Consider the following 18654-nt stretch of genomic DNA (forward strand, 5'->3'; position numbering starts at 1 on the left):
CGTGGCAGAGCTACGTTCCTTCATTTTCATCGACCGACTCCAACCCCAGACGATGTCCTATCTGGGTAGCTGGATCCGTGGAGCCTTGCCCAGGGCCGATATGGCCGCCCAGATCATCGAGGTGGCACCGGGTCTCGACATCGAGGGCATCACCGACGTCGCCCTCAAGCACGCCGAGGTGCAGGCCGGAATTCTGGTGGTGGAGCGGCAATTCGGCTACCTCGAGTTCCATGGGGAGACCGGAGCCGTTACCGCCGCCGCGGAGGCGGCACTCGACGCACTGGACGCCACGACGAGTTCCGCGATGGCGCCGACGATCCTGGCTTCGAAGATCATCTCCAGCGTCGAGCACCAGCACGCATTCCTGATCAACCGCAACAAGATCGGCTCGATGGTGCTGGCTGGGGAATCGTTGTTCGTCCTCGAGGTCCAGCCCGCGTCGTATGCGATCCTCGCGACCAACGAGGCCGAGAAGGCCGCGGACATCAAGGTCGTGGACTTCCGGATGATCGGTGCCACCGGGCGCGTCTACCTCTCCGGTACCGAGGCGGACGTGCGCCAGGCGGCGTCCGCAGCGCAGGACGCGCTGGCGGGAGGTGCGCGATGAGCGATCTCCTGCCCGCCGATATCCGCGCCATGGTCCGTGAGGTGGTGCGCGACGTGGTCGGTGATCTCAAGTCCACCAACCCGGCCCCGGTGGGCGGCAAGCCCGCCGCGGTGGCGGCCGTCCCCGCTCGACCCGCGCCAGCGACGTTTGCCGAGCAGATCGGCGCGTCGCCCTCGGGGCCGAGGGCGACGGCCGGTCGTAAGCGCACCGAGACGGTGCGTCTGACGGACGACGCCGAGCTCGGGGCGTTCGTACGGACGCTCCTGGCTCTGTTCGAGAACCCCAAGTCTCGGGCGGACCTGCGTGCCGGTCGCCTCGAGTTTCGGCTGGCCGGCGGCGGCACAACCGGCGCAGGCTCCGTGACCCGCGTGGACAAGGGTGCGGTGACCGAACGACAGATCGTGGCCGTCGCCGAGACCCGTGGCCGTCTCCTCCTCGCCCCGGGCGCCGTCCTCACCCCGCTCGCGCGCGAGAAGGCGCGGGCGTTGGGAGTCGAAATCGAGAAGGAGCGCAGATGATTGTCGCAACTGTGACCGGCAGCGTGTGGGCCACGCGTCGGGTCGAAGGTCTCCCGCACGGCGCCTTCCTCGAGGTGGAGGTCGAGGGTGCCGGTTCGCGGCTGATCGCCTTCGATGTCCTCGGCTCCGGCGTTGGCGAGAAGGTCCTGGTCGCCCAGGGCTCGGTGGCCGCCTCCTGGTTCCCGGGAACCCCGCCACCGGTGGATGCCCTGATCATCGGCTCCGTCGACGACGCACCGTAGTCCCGCAACTGCGCACCCAACCAGCCGGACGCGTTCCGGTTCGTCCACCCCATATCCGCGTACGCAGCGCGCGTGCGCATCACACCAAGGAGATGCAATGTCCAGCAACGCCATCGGAATGATCGAGACCAAGGGTTACGTCGCTGCACTCGCTGCCGCAGACGCCATGGTCAAGGCCGCCAATGTGACGATCACCGATCGTCAGGACGTCGGCGACGGCCTGGTCGCGATCGTCGTCACGGGCGAGGTGGGCGCGGTCAAGGCCGCGACCGAGGCCGGTGCCGAGACCGCCTCGCAGGTAGGCGAACTCGTCAGTGTGCATGTCATCCCGCGCCCGCACGCCGAACTCGGTGCCCACTTCTCGGTCTCGTCCAAGTAGACCGACGAGCCCGACACACCGACAAGGAGGTGAGCGCAGTGGGCGAGAAAAACACCGGCACCCGGACCGACATCCGCGTCTATCTCATGGTTCACGATCTGCAACGCCAGTTCGCGGCATACATGGGCACGCCCACCCGGGCTCGCGGCTATCCGCCGTACGAGGGCGACCACGCACTGATTGTGGAGGTGTCGCCTGCACTGGCGATCGAGCGGGTCATCGACCTGGCTCTGCGGTCGGTGCCCACCGTGGAACCCGGAATTCTGTACGTGGAGCGGCAGTTCGGCGTCCTGGAAATCCACGCGCGGACGCTCGACGACGTCGTTCGCGCCGGTGAGGCGATCCTCGAGGGCACCGGCAACAAGGCGAGCGACCAGCTGCGGCCGAAGGTGCTCTATCACGACATCATCGAGACCATCACCGATCAGCATGCGGTGATTCTCAACCGGAATCGGCAGGCCTCGATGGTGATGCCGGGGGAGTCGTTGCTCGTCTACGAGATGACTCCGGCGCTGTTCGCGGCGGTGGCAGCCAACGAGGCCGAACGGGTTGCGCCGGGCATCACGCTTGTCGATGTGCAGATGATCGGCGCCGCCGGTCGCCTCTACATCAGCGGATCCACCGAGGACGTGACGGTGGCCCGTGACCAGATCACCAAGGTCCTTGCCGGTATCGAGGGACGAGAGCACAGCTGACCTGAGTCGGTTGAGGGAACAAGGGTGGTGTTATGCCTGCAAACGGAGTCCGCTCGATCGACGATGCAGTCGCCGAGAGAGCGCTCGCCGAGTACACCTTCTCGGCGGGCACCCGCTGCCGGATGATCAACCTCTCGGAGAATGCGACGTACCTCATCGAGGATCCCGCCACCAATGGCGGCGGGATCCTCCGGGTACACCGCGAGGGGTATCACAGTGTGGCGGCCGTCGAATCGGAGCTCACCTGGCTCGAGGCGCTGCGCGCCGACGGCGCAGTCGACGCTCCGGCCGTGATCCCGGCCCGCGACGGCCGCCGAGTGGTGACCGTGCAATTGGAGGGCCGGACGCGCCACGTGGTGCTGTTCGAGACGATGGGAGGTTTGGAGCCGGATGAGAATGGCCTCACCCCAGCGGATTTCGAGACGCTGGGCGCGGTGACGGCGCGTCTGCACAAACATTCCAAGCGATGGTCGCCGCCAGCCGGCTTCACTCGCTTCACATGGGACTGGGAGCACTGTCTGGGCAGCGATCCGCGCTGGGGTCGATGGGAGGACGCTGGTGGGGTCGGTCCGGCCGAGATCGATCTGTTGCGCCCCGCCGTCGCGCTCCTGCGCGAGCGTCTCGAGGGATACGGACAAGAATCGGACCGTTTCGGTCTGATCCACGCCGACCTGCGGTTGGCCAATCTGCTGGTGGAGCCCTCCCGGGTGAACGTCATCGATTTCGATGACTGCGGGTTCGGTTGGTTTCTCTACGATTTCGGCACCGCGGTGTCCTTCATGGAGCACGATCCGGCGCTGGGGCAGTGGCAGGCGGCGTGGCTCGCGGGCTACCGCTCCGAGGCCGAATTGGCGGCCGAGGACGAGGCCATGCTGCCTACGTTCGTGCTGCTGCGGCGGATGCTGCTACTCGCCTGGATGGGTTCTCATGCTCATTCGCGTGAATCACGCACCAAGAGTGCAAGTTTCGCGGTAGGAACCTGCGATCTCGCCGAGCGCTATCTGCGGTCCGGTGGGCTCTCGCTCCTCTAGTTCGTTCTTCCGTCAAGCGATTCGAGGAAGTCAATGTTCACATCAATTGCCGGCCGTTCCGTGATCGTCACCGGTGGCAGCAAGGGGATCGGGCGCGGCATCGCGCGGGTTTTCGCCACAGCCGGTGCCGACGTCCTGATCACCGCCCGCGATGCGGAGGCGCTCGAGAAGACGGCCAGGGAGCTGTCCGAACTACCCGGCCGGGTCACCCCGATGCAGGTCGACGTCACTGATCCGGACTCGTGCCGGGAGATGGTGGAGATGGCCGTCGACCGGTACGGCGGACTGGACGTGCTGTGTGCGAATGCCGGGATCTTCCCGTCCCGCCGGCTCGAGGACCTCACTTCGCAGGATCTCGACGAGGTGCTCGCGGTGAACTTCAAGGGCACGGTGTTCGCCGTGCAGGCCGCGGTGCCCGCGTTGGAGGCCTCCGGTCGGGGGCGGATCGTCGTCACGTCCTCGATTACCGGCCCCATGACCGGATATCCGGGTTGGTCGCACTACGGGGCCAGCAAGGCCGCACAGCTCGGGTTCCTGCGTACCGCCGCGATGGAACTGGCGCGGCGGAACATCACCGTCAATGCGGTCCTGCCCGGCAACATCAGGACCGAGGGCCTGGACGGAATGGGTGAGCAGTATCTGAAGGCGATGGCTGCTGCCGTGCCGCAAGGGCGTCTGGGCGAGGTCGAGGACATCGGCAACGCCGCGCTGTTCTTTGCTACCGACGAGGCGCGTTACGTGACGGGTCAATCCCTCGTGGTCGACGGCGGCCAGGTTCTGCCGGAGAGTCTGCAGGCCCTGAGCGAGATCTGAGATCCTCGCGCCGGCGCCTGGTGCGCCGGCGCGGGACCCGGATGACGTAATGGTCGAATGCGCTAGAATTTGGTCCTACCACAACAGGTGGTCTTGGGGAGGACGTTTTGGGCAATCAGACCGACGAACTGCGGCGTCGAATCGTGGCCGATATCAGCTCGGGAGAGCTACCACCGGGCTCTAAGCTCGGTAGCGAGCGAGAGCTGGCCGAGCACTACGGCGTGAGCCGCTCGAGCCTGCGGCAGGTTCTGGCCGCGCTCGAGGAGGCTGGAATGGTCAACCGATCCATCGGGCGTTCCGGCGGCACGTTCATCAGCGACATGAAAGTGGAGCGCAACCTGTCCGGCGTCGTCGGTGTGCCGGCCTACCTGGCGAGCCAGGGGTATTCGGCGGGCTCCCGGATCCTCTCGACGCGAATCACCGAGCCCGATGCGCAGTCTGCCCGCGCCCTCGGGACGAAGGCCGGGGACTTCGTCGTAGACATCCGTCGAATCCGGCTCGCGGACGGCAAGCCCATCTCGCTCGAACAGGTGCAGTTTCCCGCCGACCGTTTCCCGGGGCTGCTCGAGCAGCCCCTCGGCGGCTCGTTGTACGAGCTGTTGGAGGAGGAGTACGGCCTGGTCCCGGGGGAAGCCGACGAACGTATCGAGGCGGTCAATGCCAGCGATGACGAGGCGTCGATGCTCGGGATCAAACCGAGAGCCGCCCTGCTGCTGATCACTCGGACCACGCGGGACGAGTCCGGCGTGCCGTTCGAATTCTCCCGTGACCTCTTCCGCGGCGATCGCACCCGGATCGCTGTCACCGCGCCGGGCTCGGGTATCCGCGGCCAGGCACGGCGGGACGGTACGGTCGTCGAGCTGCGGGCATAGCGGGCGGCCAGCTTACTCCTGTGAGGGCGGAAGTACCTGCCACAGGAGAAGCACGATCACCGCCGCGACGGCGCACAGCACCGCCAGGGTCGTTGCCATGAGGATGGAACCGGTCCAGCTCAGGGCCACGGTCAGTACCAGGGTTGCCGTCACCGCGACGGCCACCGTTTGAATGGTTCGCACCGGCTTCCGGTTCGGTTCCCGGGACATTGCGCGAACTAGCGGAGGAGGTTTCGCCGGGTCATAGCCATCCCCACTCCCGCCGCGCCCAGAGCCAGGATCACCGCCCCTGTGACCACGTTGGACCAGATCATCCCCGCGGTCGTCGTGACGTTCGAAACCAGCCAGGGCGAGACGATCAACCAGACTCCGAGCAGCGGGGCGACGAATGCGATCCCGTGGGTGCGTCCGTACGTCGTGGCGTAGCCGGCCGCGAGCAGGGCGACCGCGAGGCCGCAGATGAGGTTGCTCATCATCAGTGACGTCTGACCGTCGAAGCCGACGATCCAGGACGACGCGGCCGCGTACAGGCCGGCGAGCACCATCAGACCCTCGGCTATCTGGAGGGCAGGCCCCTCGCCGAGCTCGTCGTAGCTGTCACGTAGGGCTGCGATATCGGGATGGGCTTCGATCGACATGTTCGGTGTTGTCGGCATGACGGATCATCTCCTCGGTCTGTTCGATCCGTGTACTTCGACAGTAATCCGCGTTCGGAGGTGCGTACAGGCCCGATCTGCGGCTCAGACTCCCGACCGGAATCGCCGGCTCCGGCCCTTGTCGGCTCGCGCCGGAGTGATGGCGTCGACCAGAGTGACGGCCTTGCCGGACAGCGGACCGACCCGGCGTGGACGATCTGTTACGGCGTCGCAGATCACCCGGCCCCCCTGCTCGGCCGTGAGCGCCGCGGCATCGCGCCACTTCTCATTGGGCGCGATCATGGCCGTTCGTACCAAAGGCATGTACACCGAGGTGAATCGGATGTTCTCGTCCAGGGTTTCGGCCTGGAAGCAGGTGGCGAGCTCGTCGAGCGCAGCCTTGGACGCCACGTACGCTCCGTACCCCGGACCGCCGAAGAGGTTCGCGACCGAGAGCACGTTGATCACCTGTCCGAACCCGCGCTCGCGCATCCCGGGTAGCACCGCGAGCATCATCCGTACTGCGGCAAAGTAGTTGAGCTGCATCGTCCGTTCGAAGTCGTGAAACCGATCGTAGGACTGGTCGAGCGATCGTCGGATCGATCGGCCCGCATTGTTGACGAGGATGTCGACGTGCCCGTGTTCGGCGAGAACCCGCTCGAGCATCGTCGAGGTCGCGTCGGCATCGTTCAAGTCACACGGATAGGCCGCGGCGATTCCGCCGAGTGCGGAGATCGTCTCGGCCACCTCGTTCAGCTCCTGCTCGCGGCGCGCCACGAGCAGGACCACGGCGCCCGCCGCACCCAGCTCGATCGCGGCGGCCCGGCCGATCCCCGACGATGCGCCGGTGAGCAGAACGGTCCGGCCGGCTACCGCCTCGGCGAGAGTGCGGCGACCGCGCAGTGCCCGCAGCGGGTTGCGGGTGTCCAACGCGTGTCTGACTTGGTACCACCACGTTCTCGTCGAGGTCATGCCGACGGATCATAGGGGGTGCGGAATGCGAGCGAGCGAGTGGTGAGGCGACGGAGTTCGGCGCGCTACCGCCGGCCTGGTACAGGCTGCTACGACCACGGAGCATGTGAGGTTGGGGGACCGGGAAGGTCCCCAGACCCGGGTTGACCAGTATCTGGTACCCGCCGCGAAGGTCACCAGGCCGGGTTCGCTCGTCGTCGACGTCGGCGGCCGAGCACAGCGAGAGGTGAGCACCGCGACTGGGCCGCGGCCCAGGGTGCGAACGAACGACGAATTATTGCACGGCGCATGGCGTTAGCCTCCGTGTGAGACCTACCCCGAACCCGGTGCAGTGTCTGCCGACTTCCGTCGAACTCATGGCGCCGGGGTGCATGCGTACTGCCCATCAGCGACATACCAGTATTGGCAGCCGACGGTGTCGGCTGCCGAATCCGCTGCGCCCACCGGCGAAAAGCCCAGCTGCTGACGAACACCAGGGCTCGAACATCGGCGAGATGACGACGGTGGGGGACGCCCGAGAACCGGCACACGGTTTCGGGCCTCCCCACCATGGTTACGCCCGGGCCGAGGGGCTCATGCTTCGATCTGAACTTGCCCGGAGGCCGTGCCGGCACTACCCGGTGGACCGGACGTGATCTCGATGCGACGCGGCTTCGCCTTCTCCGCGATCGGCAAACTCACCGTCAGGACACCATTCTCGTGGGACGCGGCAATGCGCTCACTGTCGATGTCGTCGCTGATGGACACCTGACGCTTGTAGGTGCCGGTGAATCGTTCACCGGCCAGCCACGTCACACCGTCTTCCGGCGGTGCGCTGCGGTGCGCAGTCAACGTCAAGGTCGAACCGTCGACACGGACATCCACCGATCCTGGATCGACGCCGGGGAGATCGGCGTGCAGGAGGTAGTGATCTTCGACCCTGTAGAGGTCGATCGGCATGAACCGTGGACTCCGGGCACTGCCGGTCCCTGGGGCAAGCAGAGACTTGGCGATCAGGTCGATGTCAGTGAAGGGATCCAAGCGAAGCACAGCAACACACCTCCCATGTCGTCGAAAGGTCCCCGCCACCTCGACGGGCGACCGAAAATTACTGTGCGAGTGCATGATAGCCAAAGAATCTGGCACTCGGCAACCCCGAGTGCCAACTCATCGCGGATGTGGGCGGGGTGTGCAGCAGAGGCGTGACGGCGCCCAGACTCAGAGGGTCTTGATGATTGTCTGCCGATGGATCTCCGCCGAATCCTCCGCGGATTTCACCCTCCTGGCATCAGGGAAGGGTCAATCACAACCCGTCGCTACTGGGTCATTCTCGGTCCGGCTCAACAGATCGGCGCCCGCTTTTCCGGGAAAGCCGTACAGTGGGGTTCGAGCCAGGTGACTCTCTCTGCCCCGGCGATCTCAGCACGCTAGAGACTCGTCTCGGTGATCGAGTACCCGGGCCCCATGTACGGCGTCTCGATGCGGTCCTTTTTTCGGACCTTTCTCGGGCCGACGCGGGGGCCGGTATCGATCCTGAGTATGTCGCTGCTGACCCGATGCACGACGACAAAGGACCACTGTGAACAGCAAATATGGTGTCGACGGACTGCTCTTCTCCGACCCTCCTGCGGGGGTCGGCCCGGAGAACAATGAGCCGACGCGAGAGGTGGCCGGATCCACCAGTGCCCTCCTCATCCCTAAGCAGAAGACGAGCGAGGAAATCCATCGAGTGCTCTTCAGCGCGCAGTAGACACCGGCAATCCGGTCTTCCGAGAAATTCAGGCCGAGTGGAACTTTGACCTCGGTATGTCGACAGCCGTCCTGTAGAGGTCGTCGACCGGACCGCCGGCGCTGCTCCCCGGCGACAGCGGCTGCTGCGCGCTTCCCGGGCGCTCGGTTTCTTCCTCGGGGCCGGGGCTGCGAATTCCGTTCGAGAGGACTTCCCGCAGCATGTGTGGTTAACTGTTGTTGGTCGTAGTTTTTGTTCGCGTTTTTCCACGCTCGCAAATCCTTATTGCGGGCGGATGGATTTCCTCTTCAGGAATCGCCGTCGTGTGATACCGGCCCAGCCTTGCCCATTTTCGGCAGAGCTGTTGAGCATGACAAGAGGAGATATACATGGCAGAGGGCACCGTGAAGTGGTTCAACTCCGAGAAGGGGTTCGGCTTCATCGCACCGTCGGACGGCACCGCTGACGTCTTCGCGCACTACTCGGAGATTCAGAGCGGCGGGTTCCGCAACCTCGAAGAGAACCAGCACGTGCGGTTCGATATCGGCCAGGGCGCCAAGGGCCCCCAGGCGACCGGTATCACCGTCATCTGATCCACCCCCGCTCTTCCCCCTCGCGGGGATGTGAGGCAGCGTCGGGCCCCGCCCCCCTATGCAGGGGGCGGGGCCCGACGTATTTCGCGTTACCGGGAAAACTCCCGCTGTGCAGCCGAATTCGCGAGGAGTGTGTCTTCCTCGATCAGGCGTGCGCGGATGGGCGTCGCCGGCCGTACAGCCGCAGGTCTGCAGGCCCACGCCGGACAGCTCCTACGGGACCGAGACGCTGAATACGCCGCGACTCGCGTGCTCCGCTGCCGGCAGCATCTCTCGCCACCGTGCCCTCCGCGCCGATCGTGGTTGCACGTTCAATCACCCGACACGATGGATCGTCCACGCACGAGGCTGCTCGATAGCTGCCGCGCACCGCACCAGGGTCTGATCCCGAATCCGGTTTGGCAAGAGAATCTCTCAGTGGTGGACAGCCCCGTGCAGGTTCTCGACGGCCCGCGCGAGGGTAGTGAGTTCCGCGCGCGGACTTCATCGCGGCGGCATGACTGAGCGGGACCGCCCGCACCGCTCCACCGTCGGCCGGCGAGCGATCGCCGTCGCCCGCCCGCTGTTGTCTTCCACGCGCTGTCGATCCGTGCGAGTGATGACTGTCACGAAAAGTCTGCAGTGGCGACTGTAGACAATCGCAATTGTCCGTTGTAGTCTTTCAGTCGTAAACGAGAGACGGGTCCAAAAGGCGTGGTAGAGGACGAACTACCCGCATGAAGGAACGGCTGGTTGGTAGTAGGGCGGGACGCGTCGAGAAGGTGTGTTGATGTGTTTCGGAAGGACTCGATGCGTCCCGCCATCGACCGGGTAGCTAGATCGGCCCGGTGGAGAAATGCAGGGAATAGGTAGTTGCAGGACACGCGGCGACAGTAGGTAGGTGCCGCATCCGGGGCGGTAGCGAGATCATCGTCCCGGAACAGTGAAAGATCCCCGACTGGGAGGTGGTGCACGGTCAGCTGTTACACGATCGCGTCCCGTCCGCCGAGGCTGGGAACAGGTAAGGAGGCTGGCCGAATGGCCGGTCTCGGTAAGTGAATCCGCTAGGGCCCCGGCGCCGTACAGGCGCCGGGGCCCCCGTCCGCGTCTACGAAAGGTGCCACGCACATTCCAGCGAAGCCGAACCCCAGCGGTCCGGGAGGAAGGTTCGACGACGAGGACTTCCCGGCGTACAGCATGGGACGTGCCGCCGAACTCCTCGGTGTCACCCAAGCTTTTCTCCGTAGCCTCGACACCGCGAAACTGGTCACCCCGGTGCGATCCGAGGGCGGCCACCGCCGCTACTCCCGGTACCAGCTCCGCATCGCCGCCCGTGCCCGCGAACTGATCGACCAGGGCACCGCACTCGATGCCGCCTGCCGCATCATCATCCTCGAAGACCAGCTCACCGAAGCCCAGCGCATCAACGCCGAACTCCGCCAGGCGCAGGAGCAAGCGAGCGAAGCGATCGATCGTGAAAGCACCGCCGACTGAGCGCGACGATGACACATGACGGACGAACTGATGGGGCGAATCGCGCCGAGGCCGGGAGCGGCTGCGACCTGATACGCGAATCGGTCAAGGAAGGGCGTGGCCAGCCGCCGGACGGGTTTCCGAACCACATCACGAAAGCCGTCGTGAAGTCAGTCGGTTCGGGCGCCTCCGAACGCGGTGGGTGGGAGACCAGTGCGTCCTCCCGGACCCGCAGGGCAGTCGACTACGGAACGTAGACGGTTGCGAAACCCGGTGTTATCGGACCGGAGGTGGGTATTACCGCGACGACAATGTGCCCGGCCCCGGTCGGCAGGGTCGCTGCCGGGTGTCCGTTCGCTCCGTCTGATATCCGAGTAGAGCCGGAGGCTCCGCTCGAGAGGTTCAGCCAGCGCACTTCGCCCAGGAGTCGGCACCCCCATTGGCCTTCCTTCGGGCTGGTGATCATTATCGTCCCGGACTGTTCGCCGACCACGGTCATGCAGCGGACCGGGGGAGCGTCGAGGCTGCCGTTCGGGTTTCCGAACGGCGCCGGGTTGATCTGGAACGGGACGGTGACTGCGGCGGAGGCGACGGCCGCCGGCACCAGAACCGAACCGGCCACGATGGCCGCGCAGGCGACGGATCGGCGAACGAAATCGATCATGGAGACCTCCAGGAACAGTAAGGGCCAGGTTTGGTCACTCTACTGCCCGCCGTCGCGTTACTCGTGCGGTTCGCGTAGATGGAACGCACCTGTCGCCCGTGCAGAGCGGTCCTAGGCGGCAAAGAACCTAACTGAAATAGACAGGGCGACAAGCTGTTGTACAGTGCGCCTCCCGGCCGCGGCACCGCGTCGACCCACTCATGCGCACGGTTTTGCCGAGGCGTCAGAAGGCGAGTACATTTTCACTACCTTCGGAACATGTTGCAGGTGTTCTAATTTCGCGCGGTCCACCGCCGCGGATGGCACTTCGCTCGCTCCCATGACGCGGGCCGTGCTCCTCCTGGCGCTCGTGCCGTTGCCGCGCCGCCGCCTCGTATAGACGAGTTCGGAAGCGGCGGGGGCTCATCCCGAATCTCAGGAACACCTCGTCGGCGGGTGGACCGCCGAACGGCGCCCACCGCGAGGCGAAGGTGAGGAGTTCGCTGTCTTCGCGTCCCATGATGTCCGACCTCTCGGGTGTGGGGAGATGGAAAGCGGCCCCGGCGTCGGATGCTGCGTCGACGCCGGGGCCGCTACGGATCACACAGTCACAGTCGGGACTGCGACGGCGGTCGGCTGCGCCGCCTCGACGAAGAGGGCGTCGACACGCTCTCGCTCAGCCTTGCTGATCCCGGTCACCGCCGAGACAACCAGGTATACAACGAGATTGATTCCGAGTGCGACGACGCCCCCGGTGAGGCTGCCCAGGCCGGCGATATCGTCCGGGTAGAACCAGGTGAACGCCACTGCGGTGAGGAAGCCGACGGACATGCCGGAGATGGCGCCGTACTTGTTGCCGCCGCGCCAGAAGATGCCCAGGAACAGTGGTACGGCCAGCTGCACGATGCCTTGGTAGGAGATCTGCGCGAGCAGCTGCAGGCGGGCCATGTCGAAGGTCAGGTACGCGACCAGTGCGGCCGCGGCCATGAATACGGCCATCGACGACTTTGCGACGAGGGTGAGTTTCGCGTCGCTCAGCGGCCTCTTCTCCGACCGGATGATGTCGTTCGCGATCTGCAAGCCGCACACCTGGACGCTGCCGTCGATGTGGCCCATCGAGGCTGCGAACACCATCGTCACCGCCAGCCCGAGCATCCAGGTGCCGCCGTACTGCTCCATCAGCGTGAACCAGCCGTTCTGGGGCGCGTCGGCGACGCCGGGCAGGACCGCCGCGGCCATCGCGAGCAGCATCAACAGCGAGTAGAAGACGCCCGACAGCAGGACTGTGCGGATCGTGCCGGACTTCACTGCCCGGACGCCGGATGCAGTGTAGATGCGCTGGAAACTCGTTGGCCAGCAAAGCGATCCGATGACTCCGGTGAAGATGAGGCTGAACAGGTAGAGGAAGCCGTACCCGTCGCCGTCTCCGGGCACACGCAGCATCTGCTCCGGCAGCGATGCGAGCGTGGAGAAGCTGATCGGGGAACCGCCGAATCCCGACAACATGAACAGGCACACCGCGGCCGCGAACACGTAGGCGACCACGCCCTGGAACACATCGGTCATGATCAGTCCGCGCATGCCCATCTTCACCGTCCAGAACTGACGGATCACGATCACTGCCAGGCCCACCATCAGCGCGGTGGTCAGCGACCAGCGTCCCTCGCTGGCGACCTCGAACAGTTGGCCCAACGCCTGCATGCCGAGCACCACCCACGGGAACAGTGAGATGACGCCGATGAGGCTGGCGATCACCTTCACGGCCCGCGAATCGAACCGCATCTCGAGCAGATCCGGCTGGGAGCGCAGATTGTGCCGGGCACCCCAGCGCCAGGCGCGGGTTGCCATGAAGTACATCATCGCCACGCCGAGACTCGAGTAGGCGAGTCCGTAGAACGCGAACACCCCGGCGCCCGCGGCGATTCCGAAGAATGCGATGAACACCGCTCCTGGCCACCAGGAGTTGACGTAGGACATCGCTACGAACCACGGGCCGTAGCTTCGTCCGCCTACGGAATACTCTGTGAATGAGGGCTTTTCGTTTCGCTGTGTTGCGTAGAGGATATAGATGACGATTGCGTAGAACACCGTGAGCATGCCGAGCATGATGGCCATGTCACTCACCGCCGGCCGAGATCGAAGCGGCGGGCAGGTCCTCGTCGAGCTCACCGCGAATATCCTCGACGATGTACAGCGCCCACAGGGCGAGCCCGAGGATCACGGCGTCGAGCAGCCAGTACATGACGGCCCACGGGACGCCGAGGACCGGCGTGCGGACGCCGCTCGACGCGAGGTAGAACGGCGGGAACAGAGCCATCGACAGCGCGATCAGATAGATCGCTCCGAAGGTCAGCCGTATCGTGCGTGGATCGAGTCCACGGATGAAGTCTTTCATGGTGGAAACCTCTGCATTCCGTGGATCAGGAGGTGCTGTTGCACCAGTCGAGGGCCAATGCGGCGAACGTCCTTGCTGCGGTGTGGACCTCGTCGAGAAGGCAGAACTCGTCATCAGCGTGTGCGACGCGCAGGTCGCCCGGTCCGTAACTGATGGCCGGGACGCCGGCGTTGGTGAGGAACGAGCAGTCCTCGACGGCGCAGAAGCCCGCGACGGTCGGCGGACCGGCGTACGGGGAGCTGCCCGCGGCGACAGTGTGGGCGCGGGAGACGGCGGCCACGATGTCGTCCGCGGCGGCGCCGGGATCGTTCGCGGGCCAGTTCAGTTTCCACTCGACCACCGGGGGGTGGTCGCGTAGCCAGCCGTCGGTCCGGGCGATCGCCTCGATCTGCGCCTCGATCTCGGCCTTCACGTTCGCCGGATCCTCCTGCGGCGGGTACCAGACGCAGTACTCGATGGTCATGTACTCGGACAGGATGAACGGCACCAGCACGCCGTGCGGGCCGCCGGTGACGACACCGGGGTGGATGGTGAAGTGGCCGGGGGAGAACAGCGGATGTGTCTTGGTGAAGGCCCACTCCTCCTCGAGCCGCTGCAGTGCCTGGAAAACGAGCATGCCCTTGTCGATCGCGTTGACACCGATCGAGGAGCCTCCGCCCCCGGCACGAATCGTCTGCCCGCGCATTGATGAGTGGGTTGCCTTGCCGCCCACTGTCACCGAGAACCACAGCAGGCCCGGGGTGACGGGAATGACGCCGAGCTGGGTGGGGCCGCTGGGCTCGGCCACGACGGCGGCATCGGCGCGATAGCCGTGCTCGAGCGTCGACGTGACGCCGCACTCGTGGTCCATGACCTCCTCGCCGACCACGGCCTGGATGATCAGGTCGCCGCTCAGGTGCACACCCGCGCGCTGCAGCGCCTTGACGGCGAATGCCTGTGCCACCAGGCCTGCCTTCATATCGCTCGCTCCGCGACCCCAGATGCGATCGTCGTCGATGCGGCCCGAGAACGGATCGCCGGATTCCCACTTCGCGGTGTTGCCCGGCGGGACGACGTCTACGTGCCCGTTGAGGATCAGTGAGCGTCCACCGCCACTGCCCTTGATGGTTCCGACGGCGTTGGTCCGGCCGGGCTCGACTGCCCAGCGTTCGACGTCTGCGCCGCTGTCGGTGTAGACCTCGGCGAGCAGTTCGCTGACGCGGCCCTCGAGCCCGACGACCTCGTCGTAGTTCTGGCCCGGGTACTTGGGATTGACGCTCGGGATCGCGATGATCTGCGAGAGCATCGAGTTCATGTCGTCGCGCAGCGCGTCGACAGCCTCGAAGACCCTGCGTTCGACGTCCCCTTGCGGGGACCTCGTATTCGTGGTTTCTACCAATTCACTCACCGTGCACTCCTGAGTAAGGGTCGCGCCGCGAAGTAGCGGGTTCGAGTGCGTCGGCCTTGCCGACGTCACGGTTGCGGCGCCTCGCCGCAACACCCCTCACGGTATGAGTGAGGTAGATCACCAGCCATCGGGTAATCGGCCCCAATTGCCGCAGGTGAATGCGTGGCCGATCCGTCAACTGACGGACACGGCCGCAATCAGGCCGTGGTCGCCAGTGCTGCGGCGAGCCCGAATGCTACTGCCATCGCAGCGGATTCGCCGATGGCACGGCGCAGCGATGCCTCTGCGACGATCCGATGGGCGGCGGCCGGGACCACCCATGTGCGGCGCAGCCACCAGCCCGCCGCCAGTAGTGCCGCCAGGGCCGCGACCTTCGCGAGCACGACGCGCCCGTATCCGGTCGACAAGAGGGGGCTGAACCCGCCCAGGCGGATCGCCGCGTTCACGATTCCGGTCGCAGCGAGCAGCCACACACACCGCCACGCGATCGTCGAGTAGCGGGGCAGCAGCGCTGCCCACGCGCCTCGGGAGCGGGCGCCGAGCGCGAGGGCGACCAGCATTCCGAACCACGTCGCTGCGGCTAGGACGTGGACGGCGTCCAGCAGCGCGCCCAGCGTCTGCTGCGACATGTGCCCGGATACTGGTCGTGCGATCAACGCCAGGGCCGTGAGCGCCGCCACCGGAGCGGCAGGCCAGACGAGAGTGCGCCGGTAGGCCAGTGCAGAAATCAGCGCCACCGCGGCCGCGCATGCGAGCGTCGCCGCGCCGATGCGTCCGGCGCCGATGTCGCGGACGAATCCGGCAACCGATGAGGGGGAGACCGTGGTGCTGGAACGGCCCTCGATCTCGGCGGCCTCGAGCACGATCAGTACAGCCTCCGCGGCGGCCCACACACCCGCTGCCGCCGCCGTCGACTGCCACAGCAGCCCGGCGTCCAGCACGGGTCGGCGCTCGTCGCGCTGCAACCACTGCCACGCGGTCAGCCCCAGTACCGTCGCGCCGACGCCGACGGCCAGCACCCGCACCGCGGCAGTCGGGGAGGGGCCGTCGGGCCGGGCGAGAAGCCATGCCAGCCCGACGCCCAGCAGTGCGGTGAGGACGGCGAACAACAGCCAGGGCCGCCCGATGTTCGCCGTCCTCATCCGTGTCGAACCCGCGTCGGTCAGCTCTTGGCCCGAGGCTTGCGTAGCGCCAGCCACAGGCCGCCGCCGAACACGACGACGCCGGCGCCGACGAACACCCAGATCAGCCAGTTCTGGCCGGAGGAGGTGTCGTCACTGCTCGATGCGCTCTGGCCGTTGGCCTTCGGACCCGGCGTGCCGGTGCCCTCCTGAGTGAGCGTGAAGACCCGGGTGCCGCTGACGGGGTGACCGTCGGCGGACGTCACCCGGAACGCGATTGTGTACTCGCCGACTGGGCCGAGGCCGTCGAGCGGGACACTGACGGTGTTTCCCTGCACGGTCGGGTCACCCTTGGACCACAGGTTCCCGTCCGGTCCGACGACGGTGAGGGACGCGAACTTTTCCTGCAGGGCCTCGTTGAACGTGATGCTGGCCTGAGGCGGGGCGGTCGCGATCTGGGACGCGTTCTCCGGGGTGCTGGCCGTCACCGCCGAATGGGCGGCGGCGGTGCCGATCCCGGCCATGGTGGCGAGCATCGCGACGAAGCCGACGACGATGATGCGGAAGCGGTGGATCCTGTGCGCCCTCATGAGCGGCGGTTCCGGATCGTCGCACCGATGCCCATCGCGGCGCCGAGCGCGCCGAGCACCAGGCCGGCGCCGCCCAGCCAGCGCGCGGTGGTGTCGGCGTTGTGGGTGGTCTCGTCGACGGCAACCGTCTCCTCGGTATCGACAGCGGCGTGAGCGTGACCGGCGCCGCTGCCCGCGGCGAGCGTCACTGTCGGTGCCGGCTTGTCGGGCTCGCTGCCGTCCGCGCCGGGCTTCTGATCCCAGTTCACGATCTTGCCGTCGCTGTAGGTCTGGACGGCGGGGAACTCCACCTCGCCCCGCTCGGGCAGGGGGCCTGCGGAAAGCACGAACTGCTGGAACTGGCCGGGGCCGACGCTCACACCCGGGTCGGCCGTCCACGTCACGGATGTCGCGAGCGCGGACGCGTCCTTCTGGACAGTGGAAGTCCAGCCGGGCATCGGTTCGGTGCGCGCCGACTTCAGTCCCGGCAACTGCACGGTGAGTGCGGTGGTGCCAGCGGTGTCGGATTCGGTGGGGACGCGGAAGGTGAGCACGGTGTAGCCGCCCTGCTCGGCGCCGGGGGCGGCGACCGAGACGTGTGCGGAGGCCACACCGGTGGCCAGCAGTAGCGCGCTGCCGGCAGCACCCACCGCGAGGAGGGCGCGGGAGAGGGTCCTGTTCATTTTTGGGGTGTCGTTTCTGTGCGGAGTTGCCGATGGACGCGGGTTACGCGTGCACCGGGGGTCCGCGCCGGGAGATCCCGGCGGCGAGTACGGCGATGCGGGGCTCGGGTCGGTCGAGAGGTCCCGGCCGGGGTACCGGTGTGGATTCGACGCCGAGGACGGGAGACCTGAGGACCGTGCGCAGGACGCGGGTGATGGGGAGGTACAGCCGCTCCGCGACGAGCACCAGAGCCGCGCACACGACGGTGGCCGCGGCGTGCGCGGCGAGCATTGCGGCGGCCGGCAGTCCGGCGTGGACGTGTGGATCGTTGGTGGCCGTGAGCGCGAGGTGTCCGGCCGCCTGTCCGGCCGCGAGAGCCCCCAGGAGGGTCCTGCAGTTGTTCGCGGACCCCGGTAAACCGCCGGTGGCCGCGCCCACGGCTGCGCATGCCGCGAGTAGCAGCGTCAGCGCCGCCGAATCGGGGAATCCGCCGCCGGCGATGCCGTGTGCGGCGATCGCCAACGCCGCCGTGAGCGCCCCGACCGAACCGCCGCGGAGTGCGGCGGTTGGCGTGGGGTGACGGGCGGACATGGCGGTGTGAGCTCTTCGATCAGCGGACGCCGAGACGAGCCAGGATGTCGGCTTCGACGCCGTCCAGCTCGGCGGAGATCGCATGGTGCGCCTGCTTACGCCGGGCCGGCGGCATCTGCTCGGCGGCATGGACGGCGGTGCCCAGGTCGGTGAGCCGGGAGCGGATCGCGGTCGCGAACTGCTGCGTCTCTGCGTCTGCGGGGTGGCGGGAGACGATCTCGGTGACCGAGCTGTCGGCACCGGCAATGCGGGCGCTGAGCTTGGCGCCGTGCCCGGTGTACTCGCCGAGCTGTTCGACGCCGATGCCCATGCGCTGGGCGCGCTGGGTATCGATCTGGGCGCGGAGCGCGGTCGCGCCGCGGTAGGCGAGCGGCACCACGACTGGGGCGAGCAGGCGTGCGACGCCCATGTAGCGGCGCAGCTGCGCGGCACTCAGGCCCTTCTCTGCGGACTTGATCGTGGCCTTCTCCTGCGCCTTCAGCGCCGAGATCTGAGCCTTGTCGATCTTCTTCTGCGCCTTCGAATCGGACCGCAGCTTCTTGCGGTCGTTCTTCGCGCCGAGCTTGGCCTCGAGCTTCGCCTTGTGCTTGAGCGCCTTCGCCTCCGCCTTGCGCGTGGCGCGCCGCTTACGTTTCGTGAACAACCCCACTGGAAAGGCCCCTCCATCTGGTGTTTCGGCGCAGCAGCGGACGGTGTCACAGCTTATCTGTGCCGGTTTCTGATCCGCGGCTTTCGGCTTTACCCTAGGTGAGCACATAATCTTCGTCA

General features: G+C 66.6%; 24 protein-coding genes. 11 read left to right on the top strand and 13 right to left on the bottom strand.

The genetic code is table 11. The features are described 5' to 3' along the window. Position 1 precedes the first annotated feature (1 nt). The 8 genes from ERC79_RS12095 (at position 2) to ERC79_RS12130 (ending at position 5157) form a co-directional block, all read left to right on the top strand. Positions 2–607 (top strand): BMC domain-containing protein, encoded by a 606-nt coding sequence (locus ERC79_RS12095; RefSeq protein ID WP_131578474.1) that lies wholly within the window; start codon positions 2–4, stop codon positions 605–607. Beyond that, on the top strand, positions 604–1125 hold the full coding sequence (locus ERC79_RS12100; protein ID WP_131578476.1) for a hypothetical protein: 522 nt from the start codon (positions 604–606) through the stop codon (positions 1123–1125). The genes ERC79_RS12095 and ERC79_RS12100 overlap by 4 nt, the downstream gene beginning before the upstream one ends. Continuing rightward, on the top strand, positions 1122–1367 hold the full coding sequence (locus ERC79_RS12105) for a EutN/CcmL family microcompartment protein (protein WP_131578478.1): 246 nt from the start codon (positions 1122–1124) through the stop codon (positions 1365–1367). The genes ERC79_RS12100 and ERC79_RS12105 overlap by 4 nt, the downstream gene beginning before the upstream one ends. Before the next feature lie 97 nt (positions 1368–1464). Continuing rightward, positions 1465–1746 (top strand): BMC domain-containing protein, encoded by a 282-nt coding sequence (locus ERC79_RS12110; RefSeq protein WP_131578480.1) that lies wholly within the window; start codon positions 1465–1467, stop codon positions 1744–1746. Positions 1747–1832: 86 nt separating this feature from the next. Next, complete coding sequence (locus tag ERC79_RS12115) at positions 1833–2441, top strand: microcompartment protein (RefSeq protein ID WP_131581035.1); 609 nt, start codon at positions 1833–1835, stop codon at positions 2439–2441. A gap of 32 nt (positions 2442–2473) precedes the next feature. Then, entirely contained in the window at positions 2474–3472 is a 999-nt protein-coding gene (locus ERC79_RS12120) for a phosphotransferase (RefSeq protein ID WP_131578482.1), read from the top strand. A 33-nt stretch (positions 3473–3505) separates the two neighbouring features. After that, positions 3506–4285, top strand: coding sequence for a 3-oxoacyl-ACP reductase FabG (gene fabG, locus ERC79_RS12125; protein ID WP_131578484.1), 780 nt, complete (start codon positions 3506–3508; stop codon positions 4283–4285). A 107-nt stretch (positions 4286–4392) separates the two neighbouring features. After that, the gene (locus ERC79_RS12130) at positions 4393–5157 is read left to right on the top strand and encodes a GntR family transcriptional regulator (protein WP_131578485.1); all 765 of its coding nucleotides are present in this window, start codon (positions 4393–4395) and stop codon (positions 5155–5157) included. 12 nt (positions 5158–5169) lie between these two features. On the opposite strand, the gene ERC79_RS23095 is transcribed toward ERC79_RS12130, so the two are convergent. The 4 genes from ERC79_RS23095 to ERC79_RS12145 form a co-directional block, all read right to left on the bottom strand. Next, on the bottom strand, positions 5170–5340 hold the full coding sequence (locus ERC79_RS23095; protein ID WP_165497097.1) for a hypothetical protein: 171 nt from the start codon (positions 5338–5340) through the stop codon (positions 5170–5172). A 35-nt stretch (positions 5341–5375) separates the two neighbouring features. Continuing rightward, on the bottom strand, positions 5376–5813 hold the full coding sequence (locus tag ERC79_RS12135; protein ID WP_131578487.1) for an SPW repeat protein: 438 nt from the start codon (positions 5811–5813) through the stop codon (positions 5376–5378). Between the two features lie 84 nt (positions 5814–5897). After that, positions 5898–6764 carry an SDR family NAD(P)-dependent oxidoreductase gene (locus tag ERC79_RS12140; protein WP_131578488.1) on the bottom strand — a complete coding sequence of 289 codons (867 nt, stop codon included), beginning with the start codon at positions 6762–6764 and terminating at the stop codon, positions 5898–5900. 573 nt (positions 6765–7337) lie between these two features. Beyond that, a complete protein-coding gene (locus ERC79_RS12145; protein ID WP_131578490.1) occupies positions 7338–7793 on the bottom strand; it encodes an Hsp20/alpha crystallin family protein in 456 nt (151 codons plus the stop codon). 529 nt (positions 7794–8322) lie between these two features. Between ERC79_RS12145 and ERC79_RS23100 the strand changes: the two genes are divergently transcribed. From ERC79_RS23100 to ERC79_RS12155, 3 genes are all read left to right on the top strand, one after another. Beyond that, entirely contained in the window at positions 8323–8493 is a 171-nt protein-coding gene (locus tag ERC79_RS23100; RefSeq protein ID WP_165497098.1) for a hypothetical protein, read from the top strand. A gap of 368 nt (positions 8494–8861) precedes the next feature. After that, entirely contained in the window at positions 8862–9065 is a 204-nt protein-coding gene (locus ERC79_RS12150; RefSeq protein WP_131578491.1) for a cold-shock protein, read from the top strand. Positions 9066–10241: 1176 nt separating this feature from the next. After that, positions 10242–10538, top strand: coding sequence for a MerR family transcriptional regulator (locus tag ERC79_RS12155; protein WP_165497099.1), 297 nt, complete (start codon positions 10242–10244; stop codon positions 10536–10538). A 223-nt stretch (positions 10539–10761) separates the two neighbouring features. Here the strand turns inward: ERC79_RS12155 and ERC79_RS12160 are convergent, their stop codons facing one another. The 9 genes from ERC79_RS12160 to ERC79_RS12200 form a co-directional block, all read right to left on the bottom strand. Next, positions 10762–11181, bottom strand: a complete 420-nt coding sequence (locus tag ERC79_RS12160) for a hypothetical protein (protein WP_207390306.1) — start codon at positions 11179–11181, stop codon at positions 10762–10764. A gap of 579 nt (positions 11182–11760) precedes the next feature. After that, complete coding sequence (locus ERC79_RS12165; protein ID WP_131578494.1) at positions 11761–13275, bottom strand: sodium:solute symporter family protein; 1515 nt, start codon at positions 13273–13275, stop codon at positions 11761–11763. 1 nt (position 13276) lies between these two features. Then, entirely contained in the window at positions 13277–13555 is a 279-nt protein-coding gene (locus tag ERC79_RS12170; protein ID WP_131578496.1) for a hypothetical protein, read from the bottom strand. A 25-nt stretch (positions 13556–13580) separates the two neighbouring features. Next, the gene (locus ERC79_RS12175; RefSeq protein WP_131578497.1) at positions 13581–14942 is read right to left on the bottom strand and encodes an ArgE/DapE family deacylase; all 1362 of its coding nucleotides are present in this window, start codon (positions 14940–14942) and stop codon (positions 13581–13583) included. 197 nt (positions 14943–15139) lie between these two features. Then, positions 15140–16084 (bottom strand): CopD family protein, encoded by a 945-nt coding sequence (locus ERC79_RS12180; protein ID WP_131578499.1) that lies wholly within the window; start codon positions 16082–16084, stop codon positions 15140–15142. 20 nt (positions 16085–16104) lie between these two features. Next, positions 16105–16653: a copper resistance CopC family protein gene (locus tag ERC79_RS12185; RefSeq protein ID WP_131578500.1), complete on the bottom strand. Its 549-nt coding sequence runs from the start codon at positions 16651–16653 to the stop codon at positions 16105–16107. Next, the gene (locus tag ERC79_RS12190) at positions 16650–17315 is read right to left on the bottom strand and encodes a YcnI family protein (protein ID WP_131578501.1); all 666 of its coding nucleotides are present in this window, start codon (positions 17313–17315) and stop codon (positions 16650–16652) included. The genes ERC79_RS12185 and ERC79_RS12190 overlap by 4 nt, the downstream gene beginning before the upstream one ends. A 43-nt stretch (positions 17316–17358) precedes the next feature. Beyond that, on the bottom strand, positions 17359–17886 hold the full coding sequence (locus ERC79_RS12195) for a hypothetical protein (RefSeq protein ID WP_131578503.1): 528 nt from the start codon (positions 17884–17886) through the stop codon (positions 17359–17361). A 19-nt stretch (positions 17887–17905) separates the two neighbouring features. Continuing rightward, positions 17906–18535, bottom strand: a complete 630-nt coding sequence (locus ERC79_RS12200; protein WP_131578504.1) for a DUF6474 family protein — start codon at positions 18533–18535, stop codon at positions 17906–17908. Positions 18536–18654 lie beyond the last annotated feature (119 nt).

The sequence above is a fragment of the Rhodococcus sp. ABRD24 genome (assembly GCF_004328705.1).
Classification (GTDB): domain Bacteria; phylum Actinomycetota; class Actinomycetes; order Mycobacteriales; family Mycobacteriaceae; genus Prescottella.

Bases quoted from the DNA above. Each gene is read 5' to 3' on its own strand.
- ERC79_RS12100 (WP_131578476.1), top strand. From the start codon at position 604: ATGAGCGATCTCCTGCCCGCCGATATCCGCGCCATGGTCCGTGAGGTG.
- ERC79_RS12105 (WP_131578478.1), top strand. From the start codon at position 1,122: ATGATTGTCGCAACTGTGACCGGCAGCGTGTGGGCCACGCGTCGGGTC.
- ERC79_RS12110 (WP_131578480.1), top strand. From the start codon at position 1,465: ATGTCCAGCAACGCCATCGGAATGATCGAGACCAAGGGTTACGTCGCT.
- ERC79_RS12115 (WP_131581035.1), top strand. From the start codon at position 1,833: ATGGTTCACGATCTGCAACGCCAGTTCGCGGCATACATGGGCACGCCC.
- ERC79_RS12120 (WP_131578482.1), top strand. From the start codon at position 2,474: ATGCCTGCAAACGGAGTCCGCTCGATCGACGATGCAGTCGCCGAGAGA.
- fabG (WP_131578484.1), top strand. From the start codon at position 3,506: ATGTTCACATCAATTGCCGGCCGTTCCGTGATCGTCACCGGTGGCAGC.
- ERC79_RS12135 (WP_131578487.1), bottom strand. From the start codon at position 5,813: ATGCCGACAACACCGAACATGTCGATCGAAGCCCATCCCGATATCGCA.
- ERC79_RS12140 (WP_131578488.1), bottom strand. From the start codon at position 6,764: ATGACCTCGACGAGAACGTGGTGGTACCAAGTCAGACACGCGTTGGAC.
- ERC79_RS12150 (WP_131578491.1), top strand. From the start codon at position 8,862: ATGGCAGAGGGCACCGTGAAGTGGTTCAACTCCGAGAAGGGGTTCGGC.
- ERC79_RS12155 (WP_165497099.1), top strand. From the start codon at position 10,242: ATGGGACGTGCCGCCGAACTCCTCGGTGTCACCCAAGCTTTTCTCCGT.
- ERC79_RS12160 (WP_207390306.1), bottom strand. From the start codon at position 11,181: ATGATCGATTTCGTTCGCCGATCCGTCGCCTGCGCGGCCATCGTGGCC.
- ERC79_RS12165 (WP_131578494.1), bottom strand. From the start codon at position 13,275: ATGGCCATCATGCTCGGCATGCTCACGGTGTTCTACGCAATCGTCATC.
- ERC79_RS12170 (WP_131578496.1), bottom strand. From the start codon at position 13,555: ATGAAAGACTTCATCCGTGGACTCGATCCACGCACGATACGGCTGACC.
- ERC79_RS12180 (WP_131578499.1), bottom strand. From the start codon at position 16,084: ATGAGGACGGCGAACATCGGGCGGCCCTGGCTGTTGTTCGCCGTCCTC.
- ERC79_RS12185 (WP_131578500.1), bottom strand. From the start codon at position 16,653: ATGAGGGCGCACAGGATCCACCGCTTCCGCATCATCGTCGTCGGCTTC.
- ERC79_RS12190 (WP_131578501.1), bottom strand. From the start codon at position 17,315: ATGAACAGGACCCTCTCCCGCGCCCTCCTCGCGGTGGGTGCTGCCGGC.
- ERC79_RS12195 (WP_131578503.1), bottom strand. From the start codon at position 17,886: ATGTCCGCCCGTCACCCCACGCCAACCGCCGCACTCCGCGGCGGTTCG.